Source organism: Providencia sp. 2.29 (assembly GCF_015832305.1).
GTDB classification, from domain to species: Bacteria; Pseudomonadota; Gammaproteobacteria; order Enterobacterales; family Enterobacteriaceae; genus Providencia; species Providencia stuartii.
On record NZ_CP065420.1, the window covers coordinates 1,322,345 to 1,338,769 of the forward strand.

General features: G+C 42.7%; 12 protein-coding genes. 5 read left to right on the forward strand and 7 right to left on the reverse strand.

What is annotated here, in order from left to right:
- Positions 1–55: 55 nt before the first annotated feature.
- The 4 genes from hemH (at position 56) to I3B46_RS22330 (ending at position 3,954) form a co-directional block, all read left to right on the forward strand.
- Complete coding sequence (gene hemH / locus I3B46_RS05890) at positions 56–1,027, forward strand: ferrochelatase (protein WP_104872893.1); 972 nt, start codon at positions 56–58, stop codon at positions 1,025–1,027.
- A 118-nt stretch (positions 1,028–1,145) separates the two neighbouring features.
- Positions 1,146–2,264 (forward strand): LPS O-antigen length regulator Wzz(fepE), encoded by a 1,119-nt coding sequence (wzz(fepE), locus tag I3B46_RS05895; RefSeq protein ID WP_014656552.1) that lies wholly within the window; start codon positions 1,146–1,148, stop codon positions 2,262–2,264.
- Positions 2,265–2,365: 101 nt separating this feature from the next.
- Positions 2,366–3,679 carry an inosine/guanosine kinase gene (locus I3B46_RS05900; protein WP_004922409.1) on the forward strand — a complete coding sequence of 438 codons (1,314 nt, stop codon included), beginning with the start codon at positions 2,366–2,368 and terminating at the stop codon, positions 3,677–3,679.
- A gap of 26 nt (positions 3,680–3,705) precedes the next feature.
- Positions 3,706–3,954: a hypothetical protein gene (locus I3B46_RS22330; RefSeq protein WP_131728120.1), complete on the forward strand. Its 249-nt coding sequence runs from the start codon at positions 3,706–3,708 to the stop codon at positions 3,952–3,954.
- Positions 3,955–4,058: 104 nt separating this feature from the next.
- Here the strand turns inward: I3B46_RS22330 and ybaL are convergent, their stop codons facing one another.
- Positions 4,059–5,801: a YbaL family putative K(+) efflux transporter gene (ybaL, locus tag I3B46_RS05910; protein WP_004922404.1), complete on the reverse strand. Its 1,743-nt coding sequence runs from the start codon at positions 5,799–5,801 to the stop codon at positions 4,059–4,061.
- Positions 5,802–6,063: 262 nt separating this feature from the next.
- On the reverse strand, positions 6,064–7,287 hold the full coding sequence (locus I3B46_RS05915) for an MFS transporter (protein ID WP_004922399.1): 1,224 nt from the start codon (positions 7,285–7,287) through the stop codon (positions 6,064–6,066).
- 376 nt (positions 7,288–7,663) lie between these two features.
- Between I3B46_RS05915 and ushA the strand changes: the two genes are divergently transcribed.
- Positions 7,664–9,331 carry a bifunctional UDP-sugar hydrolase/5'-nucleotidase UshA gene (gene ushA / locus I3B46_RS05920; protein WP_004922398.1) on the forward strand — a complete coding sequence of 556 codons (1,668 nt, stop codon included), beginning with the start codon at positions 7,664–7,666 and terminating at the stop codon, positions 9,329–9,331.
- A 78-nt stretch (positions 9,332–9,409) separates the two neighbouring features.
- Here ushA and I3B46_RS05925 read toward each other — a convergent pair whose 3' ends face one another.
- The 5 genes from I3B46_RS05925 to copA all read right to left on the reverse strand — a co-directional run bounded on the left by I3B46_RS05925 (position 9,410) and on the right by copA (position 16,292).
- Positions 9,410–10,195, reverse strand: a complete 786-nt coding sequence (locus I3B46_RS05925) for a nucleotidyltransferase domain-containing protein (RefSeq protein WP_163761958.1) — start codon at positions 10,193–10,195, stop codon at positions 9,410–9,412.
- Positions 10,196–10,361: 166 nt separating this feature from the next.
- Complete coding sequence (locus I3B46_RS05930) at positions 10,362–11,453, reverse strand: 3-oxoacyl-ACP synthase III family protein (protein WP_104872892.1); 1,092 nt, start codon at positions 11,451–11,453, stop codon at positions 10,362–10,364.
- A gap of 419 nt (positions 11,454–11,872) precedes the next feature.
- Entirely contained in the window at positions 11,873–12,349 is a 477-nt protein-coding gene (ybaK, locus tag I3B46_RS05935; RefSeq protein ID WP_004922388.1) for a Cys-tRNA(Pro)/Cys-tRNA(Cys) deacylase YbaK, read from the reverse strand.
- Positions 12,350–12,368: 19 nt separating this feature from the next.
- Positions 12,369–13,169: a TraB/GumN family protein gene (locus tag I3B46_RS05940; RefSeq protein WP_104872891.1), complete on the reverse strand. Its 801-nt coding sequence runs from the start codon at positions 13,167–13,169 to the stop codon at positions 12,369–12,371.
- Between the two features lie 177 nt (positions 13,170–13,346).
- Positions 13,347–16,292 carry a copper-exporting P-type ATPase CopA gene (gene copA / locus I3B46_RS05945; protein WP_053110363.1) on the reverse strand — a complete coding sequence of 982 codons (2,946 nt, stop codon included), beginning with the start codon at positions 16,290–16,292 and terminating at the stop codon, positions 13,347–13,349.
- Between the last annotated feature and the right edge of the window lie 133 nt (positions 16,293–16,425).

The window sequence follows — 16,425 nt, forward strand, 5'->3', positions numbered from 1 at the left end:
AGACAATATTTTGTGATATAAAGTTGGGAATAATTATCATTAAGGAGTAATTACCATGTCAAAAAGTCAATACGGCATTTTATTGGTTAACTTAGGAACCCCTGATTCCCCAACAACCCCAGCAGTGAAACGTTACCTTGCAGAGTTTTTAAGCGATGTACGAGTGATTGATGTTTCACGTGCGATTTGGAAGCCTATTTTATACGGTATTGTCTTGCCATTTCGCTCACCAAAAGTGGCTAAACTCTATCAATCGATTTGGACAGAAGAGGGGTCACCCTTACTTGCTTACACGCTACGTCAGAAAGCAAAGCTATCAGCTTGTTTTCCTGATATCCCAATGGAAGTTGGGATGAGCTATGGTTCACCATCATTGAAAAGTGCAATTGATTCATTAATGAGCCAAGGTGTGACAGAGTTGATTGTGCTACCGTTATATCCACAATACTCTTGTTCAACCACCGCCGCAGTTTATGATGGGATCTCGGCAATTTTCCGCCAAATGCGCACGATACCGTCCTTACATTTTATTCGTAGCTATGCGACGCATCCTGCCTACATTCAAGGGTTGGTCAATTCCATAGAGCAAAGTTTTGAGCAGCACGGGGAGCCTGATCGATTAATACTGTCATTTCACGGTATTCCTAAACGCTATGCAGACACTGGGGATATTTACCCTCAAGAGTGTGAAGCAACGACACGTTTAGTCAAAGAAGCCTTGAATTTCCCAGCAGAGAGAGTATTGATGACCTATCAATCTCGGTTTGGGAGAGAGCCGTGGTTAACCCCTTATACTGATGAAACGATGAAGCAATTATCCTCACAAGGTGTAAAGTCAGTGCAAGTTATTTGCCCCGGATTTTCAGCGGATTGCTTAGAGACATTAGAAGAAATTAGTGAGCAAAATCAACACTTTTTCAAAAGTCAGGGCGGAGAATCGTATCATTATATCCCTGCGTTGAATGATAATGATGATAGTATTAACTTATTTAAATTACTTATTACTAGTACAATAAATACAATCTAAAGTTGTAATTGATATTAAATATGGCGTTAATCGATATATCATAAGTATCAAAATTCACTATACTAGTTAATATAAAAAGTTAATTTATTGTTAATATTTGTATTTTATTGGAACTGATATGAGCACTGATAGAGAGTCACCGGATGGCAAAACCGCAAAAGGAAAGCAAGTCTCACCATTTAACTCACAGCAAAGCGATGAAATCGATTTGATGGCTTTATTCGCTGTTTTATTAAGGAATAAGCTTCTTATTATCGTTATTACTGTTGTTATCACGCTTATCAGTATATTTGTGGTATTTCAGTTGCCTCAAAAGTGGAGCAGTACGGCTGTTGTCATCCCACCTTCTTCTGAGGAAATTAAAGATATCAATACATTGAGCGCACAGTTGAGTGTGCTCGATGTTAAGATTGATTTATCGGCACAGCAGATCTTTAATGCCTTTATTGACCAGTATCGTTCGAAAGTTAACCAAGAAGCTTATGTTCGGAGTACCAATTACTTCAAAAAGTTGTCAGAGCAAGTGAATTCTACAGATAAAGAAAATGAGCAGCAGCGGCTAGTCAATACTATTATTTCGAATAATATCGGCCTTAAGGACCAGTCAAAAGAGAAAAACAGTACCTCTAGCGACATCATACTGACTTTTGTGGCGCCAACACCTTCTGAGGCCCAAGACTTACTGTCTGGTTATGTTCGCTATACGGCAACTAAGGTTAGAGAGCAGTTTAAGAAAGATATTCAAAATGCGATTGCACAGCAATTGGTCTATGCTAATGAAACTTTTAAGCAAGAAGTGACAAAGATCCGTTCTGAATATGATGTAAAAGTTGAAAGGTTAAAACGTGCTATTGATATTGCAAAAGCAGCGGGTGTGCGCAAGCCCATTGTTAGTGATTCGGCAATCATTAGTGATGACCCCGATTACCCTATTGCATTAGGTACGGAAGCTCTTGAGAAGAAGTTAGCGATTGAATTACAAAACCGTGATATCGCTCTGTTGAATGAAGACCTACAAATTCGCCAACATTACATTAAAAATCTATCAGAGCTTGATATTGATACCCTTGACTTTATCCCTGCTAAATTTATCTTAGCGCCGGATCTACCCACTCAAAAAGATTCACCTAAATCAGTATTGATTATCATGCTGAGTGCTATTTTAGGCTTTATTCTGAGTTGTGCTTATGTACTGTCGCGCGAGCTATATCGCGACTATCACAAGAATAATAGCTAACTAAAAAGTCTTATTGATGTAAGCCAGCGCCTTTGTCTAAGGTGCTGGTTTGCATTTATCGTGCTAGAATAGTGCCATGTATACTCTCTAATTTATCCATTATGAAATTCCCCGGTCAACGTAAATCAAAGCACTACTTTCCTGTTAGCCTCAGAGATCCGCTGTTACAGCCTATTAAAGAGCGTTTAGATGATGGCGAAAACTGCCAATCTTATATTGTCGGTATCGATCAAACACTGGTCGATATTGAAGCTAAAGTCGACGATGCATTCATTGAACGCTATCAACTCAGTAAAGGTCACTCTTTAGTGATTGAAGATGATGTTGCAGAGGCTTTATATAAAGAGCTAACCAGTAACGCATTAATCACACATGAGTATGCCGGGGGAACCATCGGGAATACGCTGCATAACTACTCCGTGCTGGCGGATGATCGCTCGGTGTTATTGGGAACGATGTGCAATAACATTCAAATTGGAAGCTACTCTTATCGCTATTTATGCCATACATCGAGCCGCATGGATCTCAACTATTTACAAGGGGTCGATGGGCCAATTGGTCGCTGCTTTACCCTTATTGCTGAAAACGGTGAGAGAACCTTCGCGATTAGCCCAGGGCATATGAATCGTCTACGCCCTGAAAGTATCCCAGAAGAGATTATTGCTGGCGCTTCGGCGTTAGTTTTGACCGCTTATTTGGTTCGTTGCAAGCCCGGTGAAACCATGCCAGAAGCCACGATGCAGGCGATTAGCTATGCTAAAAAGCATAATGTTCCCGTTGTATTAACACTCGGTACTAAGTTCGTGATAGCGCAAGACCCCCAGTTTTGGCGTGATTTTCTGGCTGAGCATGTCTCTGTTGTCGCGATGAATGAAGATGAGGCGCTAGAGCTAACAGGGTGTAATGACCCGTTGTTAGCTTCGGATATGGCTCTAAATTGGGTCGATCTTGTGCTGTGTACGGCGGGGCCATCAGGGCTATATATGGCAGGTTATACGGAAGAAGCATTTAAACGCACCACCCAACACCCATTATTACCGGGCGCTATTCCTGAATTTAACCTCTATGAATTTAGCCGCGCAATGCGCCAGCAAGATTGTGAAGTTCCTATGCGCATATACTCTCATATTGAGCCTTATATGGGGGGACCTGAAAAGATCATGAATACTAATGGTGCAGGAGATGGCGCGTTATCCGCATTGCTACACGATATCACCGCAAACTCCTATCATCGCTTCAATGTGCCTAATTCCAGTAAGCATACGCGCCAATATCTAACTTACTCTTCGCTTGCTCAAGTGTGCAAATATGCAAACCGCGTGAGCTATCAAGTCTTGACTCAACATTCGCCGCGTTTAACGCGTGGCCTACCTGAAAAAGAAGACAGCTTAGAAGAGTCCTATTGGGAGCGTTAATACGCAAGCCTTTGCATAATGCCTCATTGTTTGAGCAAAACAGTGGGGTATTTTTTTACCTCAATGCCAGAAAAAAATTCCCCCACATCGTGGGGGAAGAGGACACAAAAAATATCATCAATAATGGTTTAGGCGGGGATGAGTATAACGACTTATCTATGCTAAAAAGTGGAGAAAATGTGAATCTATTTATTATTAATTATTCTATTTTAGAATTTTTAATAGTGAAAAATCGCATATTAGGCGGGGGCGAACAGTTCACGCTCTCTCAGTAAACCAGTCATGATTGAAAAGAGTAAGCTGCATCCCTGATACAGGGATTAACACAATAGAATTACCAGATAAACAAAGGGAAGCCGAAGCTTCCCTTAAACGTGTTTTAATGAGAGGGTTTTAGATATTCATCTAGACTTTTACCTTCACCGGCTGTGGGAGAAGGGTCATCATCCATTGAGCAACCATATTCAGTGACATCATTACACATAAAAGTTGCCATCGCTTTAGCAATTTCATGTTCACCAATAATAATATGCTCAGCACCACGCTCTTTAATAAAGCTGACTTCATCATCGTAGTGCGCGCGAACAATCACTGTGATATCTGGGTTTAGCTCTTTAGCATGCGCGACGATTTCACCTGCTTCATAACCATTTGGAATGGTAAGAAGCAGCGTTTTTGCACACTCAATACGAGCAAGGCTGATGATATCTCTATTAGCACCGTTACCTAAAATAGCACTGAACCCGTTTTCTGCTAGTTCCTCAAATTTAGCGCGAGTATCTTCAACCACGACTAATGGGATATCACGTCTACGCAGTTTATCTGCCAGCATAGTTCCTACACGACCGTAACCAACGATAATTGCATGGCCACAAATATCGACAGGAATTTGAGTTTCTTCTTCCAAAGTCTCTTCGAGTAACTGCTCTTCGGCGGTTTCGGTCTTCTCTAAGTACTTATCCAATAAGCTGAACAGCACTGGGTTAAGCATAATAGAGACAATGGCACCGGCTAACACAAGGTTTTGCGCCTCTTTATCCATCACGCCAAGCGCCATTCCCATCCCCGCTAAAATAAAGGCAAACTCACCGATTTGGGCAAGGCTGACAGAGATGGTTAATGCGGTTCGCCGCGAGTGACCAAATAAACGCACAAGCACCAACGCTGCGGCGGATTTACCCACAATGATAATAGCGAGAACAGCAATCACACCTAATGGGTGATCAATAATGACCACAGGGTCAAATAGCATACCAACAGACACAAAGAATAGAACAGCAAACGCATCTCTGAGCGGTAATGTGTCTTGTGCTGCACGGTGGCTTAGTTCTGACTCATTTAATACCATACCAGCAAAGAACGCGCCAAGAGCGAAGGAGGCATCAAATAAGGCGACAGCCGCATAGGCGATACCTAATGCAAGTGCCAATACAGCCAATGTAAACAGTTCACGAGAGCCGGTGGACGCGGTGCGCGATAAAATCCAAGGTATGACTCTGCGGCCAATCACTATCATGAGGATAATGAAGGCGACAACTTTACCTATTGTCCATGCAAGACCGATGAGTAACTCACTTAAGCTGGCTTGCTCTGAATTCATAATCGCGGCGGCGGCTGGCAGTAGTACCAGTGTTAATACCATTGCCAGATCTTCAACAATCAACCAGCCGATAGCAATTTTACCGCGTTGGCTGTCAATCAGTTGCCGCTCTTCTAAGGCGCGAAGTAACACTACGGTACTGGCTGTGGATAAACAGAGGCCGAAAACAATCCCTGAAAAGGTTCCCCAACCAAAAAGGGTGGAAAGGCCTAAACCTAACAGTGTAGCAACCGCAATTTGTGCAATAGCACCGGGAATGGCGATGGTTTTAACCGCCATAAGATCTTTAAGCGAAAAGTGTAACCCAACGCCAAACATCAGTAGGATAACACCTATCTCAGCGAGTTCAGGTGCAAGTGTTGTATCGGCAACAAAACCAGGTGTAAAAGGACCGGCCAAGACTCCAGCCGCAAGATACCCTACTAGAGGGGAAATTTTTAATCGCTGAGCGATCATACCTAACAAATATGCAAGGGCGAGACCACCAACAATGGTTGTGATTAAGGGCGTAGAATGCTCCATTTAGTCTCCTTTTATTAATTTGAATTTTTAGGAATAAAATTCCCGTATTTTGGAATGCGCTTTGCATATAATTCTATTTTATCGTTATTTGAGAAAAATTTCCTTAAAAAATTTCAATGTTTTTCAAATAAAAGTACTGTATTAGTGCTAAATCGTTACAAAGATGTCATTTTTATGATTTTTTATTGAATTTTAAGTGGGATATAGAAGGAAATGCCCATACTTATTTTTCAATAAGTATGGGTGAAATAAAGAGAAATGGTTATTTTTGTTCTAAATTTGGTAGTAGTACAGTGAAAATTCCTAATAATGGTAGAAAAGCACAATATTGATAAACTTGTTCAATACTGGTCTTATCGGCAATCTGCCCTAGCACTGCCGCTCCAACGCCTCCCATACCAAATGCTAATCCAAAAAATAGCCCTGAAATCATGCCTGTTTTACCGGGGATGAGATCTTGTGCGTAGACTAAAATGGCTGAAAATGCAGAAGCTAATATTAATCCGATAATAACGGTCAAAATACTGGTCCAGTACAGGGAAGCATGCGGTAGCATTAGCGTGAAAGGCGCAACGCCTAAAATAGAAAACCAAATAACATATTTGCGCCCGATCTTATCGCCAACAGGCCCACCAATCATGGTTCCTGCTGCGACGGCAAAGAGAAAAATAAACAGATGGAACTGGGCGTTTTGTACACTAACACCAAATTTATCAATGAGATAAAAGGTATAATAGCTACTAATGCTGGCTAGATAAAAGTACTTGGAAAAAATTAAAATCAGCAATATCGTCAATGAGCCAATCACCGCTTTACGTGGTAGTACTTTGACTTCCACGTGACGAACTGGTTTTTTGCTGGTGGTGCGATGCTGTTGCTTATACCAACGGCTCACTTGCAATAAAACCACAATAGCTAATAAGGCCGCCAGAGAGAACCAGCCAACGTTCCCTTTACCATATGGCTCAATGATGAGTGCCGCGAGTAGCGGGCCTAATGAGGAACCTAAATTTCCACCGACTTGGAAGAACGATTGTGCAAGGCCATGTCGCCCCCCTGATGCCATACGCGCAACGCGAGATGATTCAGGATGGAATACGGAAGAGCCTGTTCCTACCAGCGCAGCAGCAAGCAAAATAACCGGGAAGGTTTCCGCCATAGCGAGTAGCAACAAACCTGTTAGCGTAAAGCCCATTCCTATTGGGAGTGAATAAGGTTGTGGATGTTTGTCAGTATAATAGCCAATGATCGGTTGTAGTAGTGATGCCGTAATTTGGTAAGTCAACGTGATCAAACCAACCTGTGCAAAACTTAATGAAAAGTCGGATTGCAATAACGGATAAATAGCTAATATCAAAGACTGGATCATATCATTCAGTAAATGAGAGAAGCTAATTGCGGTTAGAATACTGAAAACGGTTTTGCCTGTTTTGCTGATAGGCTTTGATGGTGCGGTATTGCTAGAACTTGTTGTTTGGTCGCTCATAGTTAGTAACTTCTAGTTGTGTTGCACAATTGTTATCAATATAGCGTATTTGTAATTTATTTGAACTAATAAATATCACGATAAAAAAAGTCACTCGTGTCATTATTTTGATTGATGTCTCACTTTAATGAAACAAGCATCATTTTATGCACTGGTTATCTAATTATGATCGCGGTTTTGTGCTATATACTCATCATACTTCAACGTGTGGTGCTACTGACGGCGCTCATTCGTATGAGACACAGCCTGCCTTATATTTCTATGGTAATACGTCCGTGACGTATCTTAAATGATATAGAGTATAAGATAGGCGGTGATATTAAACTTATTATCTACTTATACCGCACAAAATTCCTATATCGGCAGGGAGAAAGAGATGAAATTAACCTTTAAAGCATCGGTATGCGCATTAACGGTATCTTTAGCACTGTTGCCTATCGCACAGGCAAATGCTTGGGAAAAAGATAAAACCTATAACATCACCATTTTGCATACTAATGACCATCATGGTCACTTCTGGCATAACGATCACGGTGAGTATGGCTTAGCGGCTCAAAAAACGGTGGTTGATGAAATCCGTGATGAAGTTGCGAAACAAGGTGGAAGCCTATTGCTGCTTTCTGGTGGTGATATCAATACAGGTGTACCTGAATCTGACTTGCAAGATGCAGAGCCTGATTTTAAAGGGATGAACTTAGTCGGTTATGATGCGATGGCATTAGGTAACCATGAGTTTGATAATCCGCTTGAAGTGTTACGTACCCAAGAAAAATGGGCTAATTTCCCATTCTTATCTGCCAACATTTACCAAACTAGCACCGGTAAACGCTTGTTCAAGCCTTATCAAATTTTTGATAAGCAAGGCGTCAAAATCGCCGTATTAGGATTGACCACGGACGATACAGCGAAACTCGGCAATCCAGCTAATTTCCCAGATGTGGAATTTAGAACGCCATCGGTAGAGGCGAAAAAAGTGATTGAAGAGCTGCGTGAGACTGAAAAGCCAGACATTATTATTGCAGCCACCCATATGGGGCACTACGATGACGGTCAACATGGTTCGAATGCACCGGGTGATGTTGAAATGGCTCGTAGTTTACCTGCTGGATATTTAGATATGATAGTAGGTGGTCACTCACAAGATCCCGTTTGTATGTCTGCGGAGAATAAAAACTATAAACAAGTCGACTATGTGCCGGGAACACCTTGTGCACCTGATAATCAAAATGGCACTTGGATCGTTCAAGCCCATGAATGGGGGAAATATGTCGGTCGCGCAGATTTCGAATTTAAAAATGGTAAGTTCACACTGAAACATTACCAATTGATCCCTATCAACTTGAAAAAGAAAGTGACTAAAGAAGATGGCACCACTGAGCGTGTCTATTACACTCAAGAAATTGCGCACAACCCAGAAATGATGAAGTTACTGACACCTTATCAAGAGAAAGGGGGTGAGCAGCTGAATGTTAAAGTTGGCTCTGTTGAAGGCAAACTCGAAGGCGACCGTAGTAAAGTTCGTTTTGTGCAAACTAACATGGGGCGTCTCTTGTTAGCGGCACAAAAAGAGCGTGCAGGTGCTGATTTTGCAATTATGAGTGGCGGCGGTGTCCGTGATTCGATTGAGAGCGGTGATATTACATATAAAGATGTTTTAAAGGTACAGCCATTTACGAATGAATTAGTGTATGTTGACTTCAAAGGCAGCGAAGTGCTTCCATATTTGCAGGCTGCTGCGAACATGAAACCTGATTCAGGCGCTTACGCACAGTTTTATAATGTCAGCCTGACTGTTAATCCGGATGGTAGCATCAGTGACGTGAAAATTGATGGTAAGCCAGTTGATCCTGAAAAAACTTACCGTATGGCAACACTGAATTTTAATGCTATAGGCGGTGATGGCTATCCGAAAATTGATAATCATCCTAACTACGTCAATACAGGGTTTGTCGATGCAGAAGTGTTGAAAGGCTATATTGAAAAACATTCACCACTAAAAGCGGCAGACTATGAACCAAAAGGCGAAATTGTTTATAAAAAATAATGCCCAAGTCGCCTATTAATAACATTTCAATAGGCGAGTGAACTGCTTACAAGGCCTGATCCCAGATAGTAACTGGGGTCAGGCCTTTTCGTTTGCTTTCATACTTTCATCTGCTTGCAATAGGCGAGTTATTGCCGTGTGCAAATGGGGGATAAAATCTTTTTTAGAGTAAGCCGCGAACTGGATTTGCGCCATAAAAAAGGGTAATTGATGCGCTAAGGCAGGATATTTATTGTGTAGCCGAGTGATATGTTCATCTAATGTATCTGGCCAGTCTGTGTCGTTAGGCGTCCGTAAAATATTTGTAGAGCGGATAAGTTTCTTAGAAGCTTCTTTGGATAATTTTAAGAACGTTGCCTGATCATCCGTACTTGCCATTTTCTGAATGTAATCTAAGAGAGTGGTGTGATAATCACCATTGACGGCTAAGGCGATGGCCCTTGATGGGCGGAATAGGGGAAAATATCGGGAAAGGTCGTCACCATAAATGATACGGCAATGGTGCTTTAGCCAGTATCCCCAACTGTTGGTGTTATTCGGTGACAGGACCTCCTGTTGACTGGCTATATCGAAATCCACCTTTGGAACAATAGGGTAAAGTCGAAGGCTATTTTCGCCTATCTTGCTGAGCGCTAAAGCCTCTGTGTTATCAATATTGCCGTGAAAAATAACACAGAGATCCAGATCGGATTTAGGAGGAGTAGCTTTGCCACGTGCAACGCTACCATAAATAAAAATACTGCAAATTCTATCGCCATACTGAGCGAGTAGTTGTGATTGAACAGATGTGAGTAGTTCTTGATATCTCGCGGGTATAGGTTGCTTTTTTAATGTGCAGATATAGCCATTTTCATCAACTGCCATTTTTGAGTACCTTTTTCATGATGAAGATTGCAGTAACAAGGAGCGTTTTATTCCCCCTTTATCTCGAGAAATCTATTTTGTGATCTGACCAAAAATAACGTAAATCCAGCAAGTTAACAAATGCCGTTGGTTAAGCTTACTAATTTTGCACCTTGAAAGAGGTCATCTACGGTATGTCTTTATGATCGATCACGGAAGCAGGCTCCGGTGGTGCACCAAGGATAACATTAGGCCAGCGCAATACAGCGGCTGACGCTTCTGTTTGTCCTCCGTAGGCGTATAACAGCATAATGCCGCCGGGCTTAATCGATTTTTGTATCGCTGCGGTATACAGATGGATCGGCATCATGGCGGGGCCATTGTAAGCAAATTGAGGAAATGTATTGATGACCCGTTTGGGTTCGATCCCCAATACATTAGCGGAAAACTCGGCATGCCAAGCTGTCGGGGCATTGAGTGCGACACAATCGATATCGTTAATAGAGAGTTTTGCTTTGGCTAATGCGCCTTTTACGGTCTGTTTAAGGTAATATTCCGCTGTTGAACGTAGCACGTGGGTTACTGGCTTATTGAAACTGAGGCGGATATGTTGCGCTGTTGGCGAATATTGGTCTTCGACGACCTTAAAGCACCAAGTGCCACATGTTTCACCAAGGTGTAACGATTTAGAGCCCAGCAGGCCATATCCTTCTTTAACAGGGCCTACGATGAAGGCGGTGGATGCGTCACCATGAAAACGCATGGCGGCATTGTCGTCGTCAAGTGCCCGAGAGAATAGTGCTGTGGCAATGACTAATACCTTGTTATTTAAGCCGCTGCTTACCAAGCCACAAGCTGTTAGTAATGCTGACATCGAGCTATTACAGGTTGCCCCAATATTAAAGGCGCCACCACCGATACCGAGTGCCTGTGCGATATAGCCTGCATCACCACAACCAATATGGTCATCAAACATGGAAGTGACAATGAGGCAATCTATATCACTAGCGGCGACTTTTGCGGCTGATAACACCTTGGTTGCTGCTTTGATCCCGAGTGAGGAAGCGCTTTCATGATTGACCACGACTCTGCGCTCGACACTGCCTAAAAAGGGATCGGATAGATAAGGTTGCATGGCTTTATCATAAAGAGACTGGTGTTGGTGAGTTGAAAATTTAGGTGAATGAGAAGAGGTGATGGCCTCTTTATCCCACCATGCATTAGTGCGTAAACCTTCTGGTAAATGAATGGCAACAGCTTGAATTCCAACTGATAACATAGGTTCTCCTTACATGGTTTCTATGATGATGCCAAATGCATTGAGCGTTCATAACATTCATCGCAAATAAAACAGAAACGGTTTTTAACCTTTAGGAGTCTGTTTGAGTTGTTACTATTAAGACGGATATAAATTATTATTTTATTTATACGGTAAATAATAATTTTTGGATTTTTAAATGTAATATAAAAATAAATATTAATTTATAATTTTCATAATTCAAGCTGGTAGCATATAAAAATATGCTTATATATCAATCGATTTAATAAAGGTGCTCATTTATTTTAGATGATGACTATTTTATAAAGTTATGATAAATCGACTGGCTTATGACTTATAAATAATAAAGTATAAACCAGTATGATGAATTGATAGTGTAAGGGAAATGAGAGTATTATCGATAACAACGCTCAGGGGATTTACACTTTCTTTATTTCAGCAAATGTTGCATTGAGAACGCGAGCTAAATCCTGTGGCGCTATTTCAATGTCTAACCCTCTTTTACCGCCAGAAATAAAGATGGTGGAAAATTGTTGCGCTTGGCTATCGATAACGGTAGGCAGACGTTTTTTCTGCCCTAGTGGGCTTATCCCTCCAACTAAATAACCTGTTGTTTTTTGTGCTATCTGTGGGTCGGCCATTTCAACTTTTTTGGTTTTGAAAACCTTAGCAACCAGTTTTAAATCTAACTGCCCTGATACAGGGGTTACTGCGACCGCTAACGTTTTTTGATCACCATTAAGTGCAATAAGTAGCGTTTTGAAAACTTGTTTAGCATCTAAACCGAGTTTGCTCACTGCTTCATTACCAAAATCATGCACATTAGGATCATGATCATAAGGGTGGAGCGTGAAGTTTATTTTTTGTTTTTCAAGTAACTTTACAGCGGGAGTCATGTTTTTACCTGTTTTGTATTCAATTTCGTAGATAACTAACTAAACTATCATCACCAAATAAATGTAAAGCACCAACGGTAACCACATAATTACCATCAGGTAATGCCTTTAGCTTGCTACTCCAATCTTGGTTACGTTGTTCCATGAGAACACGATAAACATCATCACTGAATGTTTTAGGTAATGTGACACGGTTATGGGGTTGGTAATCAAGCCACCAGCTTATCATGGTCTGTAATGAACGGGCATTAGCGCGCCAGTGCTCTAACGTATCTTGTAATAAAGGTAAGCCTTCTTGGGGCAAGTTTAATAATAGCTCGACTTGCGCATCAGTACCTTCCAACTCGATGATTTTCATCCGCTGAGATTGTGCATTACGGAGTAATTGGTAATCAATCCCATAGTGCCCGTGTAGTCCTAACCCTTGAGCTTGGGTGGATTGTAAAATTAGGGCGACTTGCCATGAGGGTAACGCATCAAATTGGTTTGGATTTTGATGTATTTCTTGGCAGCAACTTTGCAGTCGTTGATATTCGTCAGCGCTTAGGCGATCTTGTAGGGGGGCACGAAGAGCATTATCGGTTATAAAGGGGGAGCGGGTATCCGTGATGTCGGCTTCAACAATCAGGGCATCGGCTCGGTTGAGTTTATCGAGAAGAATGTCAGAAAGTGGAAACATGTTTTCAGTTCCCATATGAATACTACCAACAATATGCAGCTTAAGATTTTTTGATAAGCGAACATCAATAGCTGGATAAGGGTAGACGGGAGCTGCTTCTGTATGTAACCAGTTTTTTAAGTTTTCGAGCAGCTTGGCCATTTCACTTTCCTACGTTTTAGTATCAGTCCTTTAGATTAAACAATCTTGTAGCGATTTGCGACTCACTTTGCGCTATTTTATCTGTAAAATTGGATTGGGGTTAGGCATGATATCACGAGCAATTTACCTAAGCGTGAAAAGCCCGACATTCAGTTAAACTCAATGTCGGGCTGTAGCCTATTGTTGTTTCGGTTTAAAGCGTAGCAGTCGGTTAGCGTTAGTCACGACGGTGATTGAGGAGAGAGCCATTGCTGCACCTGCAACCACAGGGTTCAACAATGTTCCTGTTAGAGGGTAAAGAATACCCGCTGCAATTGGGATCCCCAATGTGTTGTAGACAAAGGCACCGAATAGGTTTTGTTTCATATTGCGCAATGTGCCTTTTGAAATAGCAACCGCATCTGCAACACCATGTAGGCTTTGGCGCATTAAGGTAATCGATGCTGTTTCTATCGCAATATCACTGCCGCCTCCCATTGCGATACCAACATCGGCACGGGCCAGTGCGGGGGCATCGTTGATCCCATCGCCAACCATTGCCACTTTATGGCCTTTGGCTTGTAAAGCTTCGATTGCAGCCGATTTACCATCTGGCATGACGCCTGCGATCACTTCATCAATTCCCGCTTCTTTTGCGATGGCTTTTGCGGTAACTGGGTTATCCCCTGTTAACATAACTAAACGAAAGCCTTGTTTATGTAAGCGAGCTAAGGCACTGACGCTGTCTTCACGTAATGGATCACGGATAGAAAGCAATGCAGCGATTTTATCTTCTACGGCTAACAAAACGGGGGTAACCCCCATTGAAGCTTGTTGATGCAATGTTTCTTCAATCGCACTGGTATCGATATGACTTTGCATCAATAATTTTTGGTTACCAAGTAATACCGTTTTGCCTTCGATGACGGCACTGACACCGAGACCCGCTAATGTCCTAAATTGTTCGCTTGTAGGGAAGGAGAGCCCTTTGGCTCGATTGACAATTGCACGAGCAAGCGGGTGGTTAGAGCCACTTTCCAATGAAGCCGCAAGTTGTAGTACTTCTGTCTCAGAAAAGCCATTAAAGGTATGGATATCGGTAACCTGTGGCATGCCTTCTGTTAATGTGCCTGTTTTATCGAAGACGATAGTGTCTAACTCACTTGCTTGTTGCAGAGCATCGGCATCACGGACAAGCACACCAAATTCTGCCGCCCGCCCAACGCCAGAGATGATTGACATGGGGGTCGCCAGACCAAGAGCACACGGACAAGCAATAATCAAAACAGTCGTGGTGATGACTAATGCGTAGGTAATTTGCGGGGCTGGGCCGACAAAATACCAAATAAGCCCTGAAATGACAGCAATGGCAACCACGACAGGTACGAATATCGATGAAATACGATCGGCTAATTGGCCAATTTGAGGCTTACTGCTTTGAGCTTGGCGCACAAGATGGATAATACGCGCTAGTGTGGTTTGGCTACCCACAGCCGCCGCGCGAAATAACACAGTACCATCTTGAACGACAGTGCCTGCATGTACCTGATCGCCTTTGCTTTTTTGTTGAGGAATGGGTTCACCGGTTAGCATCGCTTCATCTAGCCAGACTTCACCTTCAATAATTTCGCCATCAACAGGTACACGATCCCCCGTTGTTAGGCGTAAAGTCATCCCTTTCTTGACTTGCTCAAGTGGCATATCCACTTCACCTTGCTCGGTAACCACGCGGGCAGTCGGAGGCGTCAAGTCCAGTAATCGCTCTAAGGCTTTTGAGGAGCGCTGGCGGGCACGTTGCTCTAGTGCATGGCCTAAATTAATCAGACCAATAATCATCGCACTAGCTTCATAGTAGAGATGGCGTGCTTGCTCAGGGAAAATCTCAGGCCACAAGTTGACGACAATTGAGTATAACCAAGCAGCACCTGTACCGAGTGCGACCAAAGTATCCATTGTCGCACTGCCATTTTTTAGGCTTTGCCAAGCGTTTTTATAGAAATGACCACCAGCAAAGACCATCACAGCGAAAGTTAAAACCCCAATGGTTAGCCAAATTGAGTGGTTTTGTGGCGTGAGCATCATATTGTCGCCGATCATCCCCCAGATCATCACAGGGATACCAAGGGCTAATGCAAGTGCAGATTGCCAACGAAAACGGCGCATATTTGCATCAGCGACTTGTTGCTGCCGTGCTCGGCGTTCAGCTTCGTCTTGTATGATTTCGGCGCCGTAGCCAGCGTTTTCCACCGCAGCTATCAGTGCGGCTGGCTGTGCTGTTCCTGTCACTAGCGCGCTACGCTCAGCAAGGTTAACACGGGCATTTTCAACGCCCGGAACACTGTTGAGGGCTTTTTGCACTTTATTAACGCAACTTGCACAAGTCATACCATCTAATAATAGCTGGATACTGTCATCTGAAGGGGAGATGTCAGGTTGCTCGCCTAAATCGGACTCTTGAGCCGGTATTTCACAGATTGCCGCTGAGTCAGTTTCCGGCTGTTCAGGCGATTTTGCTAGCGGCTGCGTTTTTGGGAAGTTAGCCCCCGCTTGATTTAATGTGGCTTGGTAACCCGCATCAGCCACAGCGGCAATTAACGCCTCTACAGGTGCGTTACCATATATCACGGCAGAGTTAGTATCAACATCCGCATGATCAACACCGTCAACGGCCTCAAGGGCAAGGCGGGTTTTTTCAGCGCATTTCATGCAACTAAGCCCCGATAATGCTAATGTCACCTGACTGGGTTGTGCCACTTTTGCATGATAGCCTGCTTGCTCAACCGCATTAATTAAGGTATCTGCTGCTGCACTACCGTAAACTTTTGCTTGTTGAGTATCGACAATAGCAGCCGCTACACCGTCAACCGCTTCAAGTGCTTGCTGGGTTTTACCGGCACAGTTCATGCAGCTAAGGCCGGATAGCTGTAGCGTGATATCCGGTTGTTCGGCCATTTTTGCGTCATAACCCGCCTGTTGAATAGTTTCAATCAATGATTGAGCGCTAGCATTACTTTCAATCACTGCATACTCAATGGTGACGTTGAAATGATCAATGTCCGAGCGGGCTTCAAGTGCTTTGGTGACTGTACCAACACAGTGCATACAACTTAGCCCTTGCAGGGAGAGAATGATTTTGCTACTCATAAGTAAAATCTCCTTAACTCATGACGGATCCTGTCGTTTTTATTATCATGGCAGAATACACTGAAATTTTTAAACAAATATAAATTTTTTGATATGTAGGGAAGGTTAAACCTTCCCTCAAGGGTAAGGTCAA

Excerpts from the sequence above, each read along its gene's own strand:
- I3B46_RS05915 (WP_004922399.1), bottom strand. The coding sequence starts at position 7,287 with ATGAGCGACCAAACAACAAGTTCTAGCAATACCGCACCATCAAAGCCT.
- copA (WP_053110363.1), bottom strand. The coding sequence starts at position 16,292 with ATGAGTAGCAAAATCATTCTCTCCCTGCAAGGGCTAAGTTGTATGCAC.
- I3B46_RS05940 (WP_104872891.1), bottom strand. The coding sequence starts at position 13,169 with ATGGCCAAGCTGCTCGAAAACTTAAAAAACTGGTTACATACAGAAGCA.
- hemH (WP_104872893.1), top strand. The coding sequence starts at position 56 with ATGTCAAAAAGTCAATACGGCATTTTATTGGTTAACTTAGGAACCCCT.
- I3B46_RS05900 (WP_004922409.1), top strand. The coding sequence starts at position 2,366 with ATGAAATTCCCCGGTCAACGTAAATCAAAGCACTACTTTCCTGTTAGC.
- I3B46_RS05925 (WP_163761958.1), bottom strand. The coding sequence starts at position 10,195 with ATGGCAGTTGATGAAAATGGCTATATCTGCACATTAAAAAAGCAACCT.
- ybaL (WP_004922404.1), bottom strand. The coding sequence starts at position 5,801 with ATGGAGCATTCTACGCCCTTAATCACAACCATTGTTGGTGGTCTCGCC.
- ybaK (WP_004922388.1), bottom strand. The coding sequence starts at position 12,349 with ATGACTCCCGCTGTAAAGTTACTTGAAAAACAAAAAATAAACTTCACG.
- ushA (WP_004922398.1), top strand. The coding sequence starts at position 7,664 with ATGAAATTAACCTTTAAAGCATCGGTATGCGCATTAACGGTATCTTTA.
- I3B46_RS05930 (WP_104872892.1), bottom strand. The coding sequence starts at position 11,453 with ATGTTATCAGTTGGAATTCAAGCTGTTGCCATTCATTTACCAGAAGGT.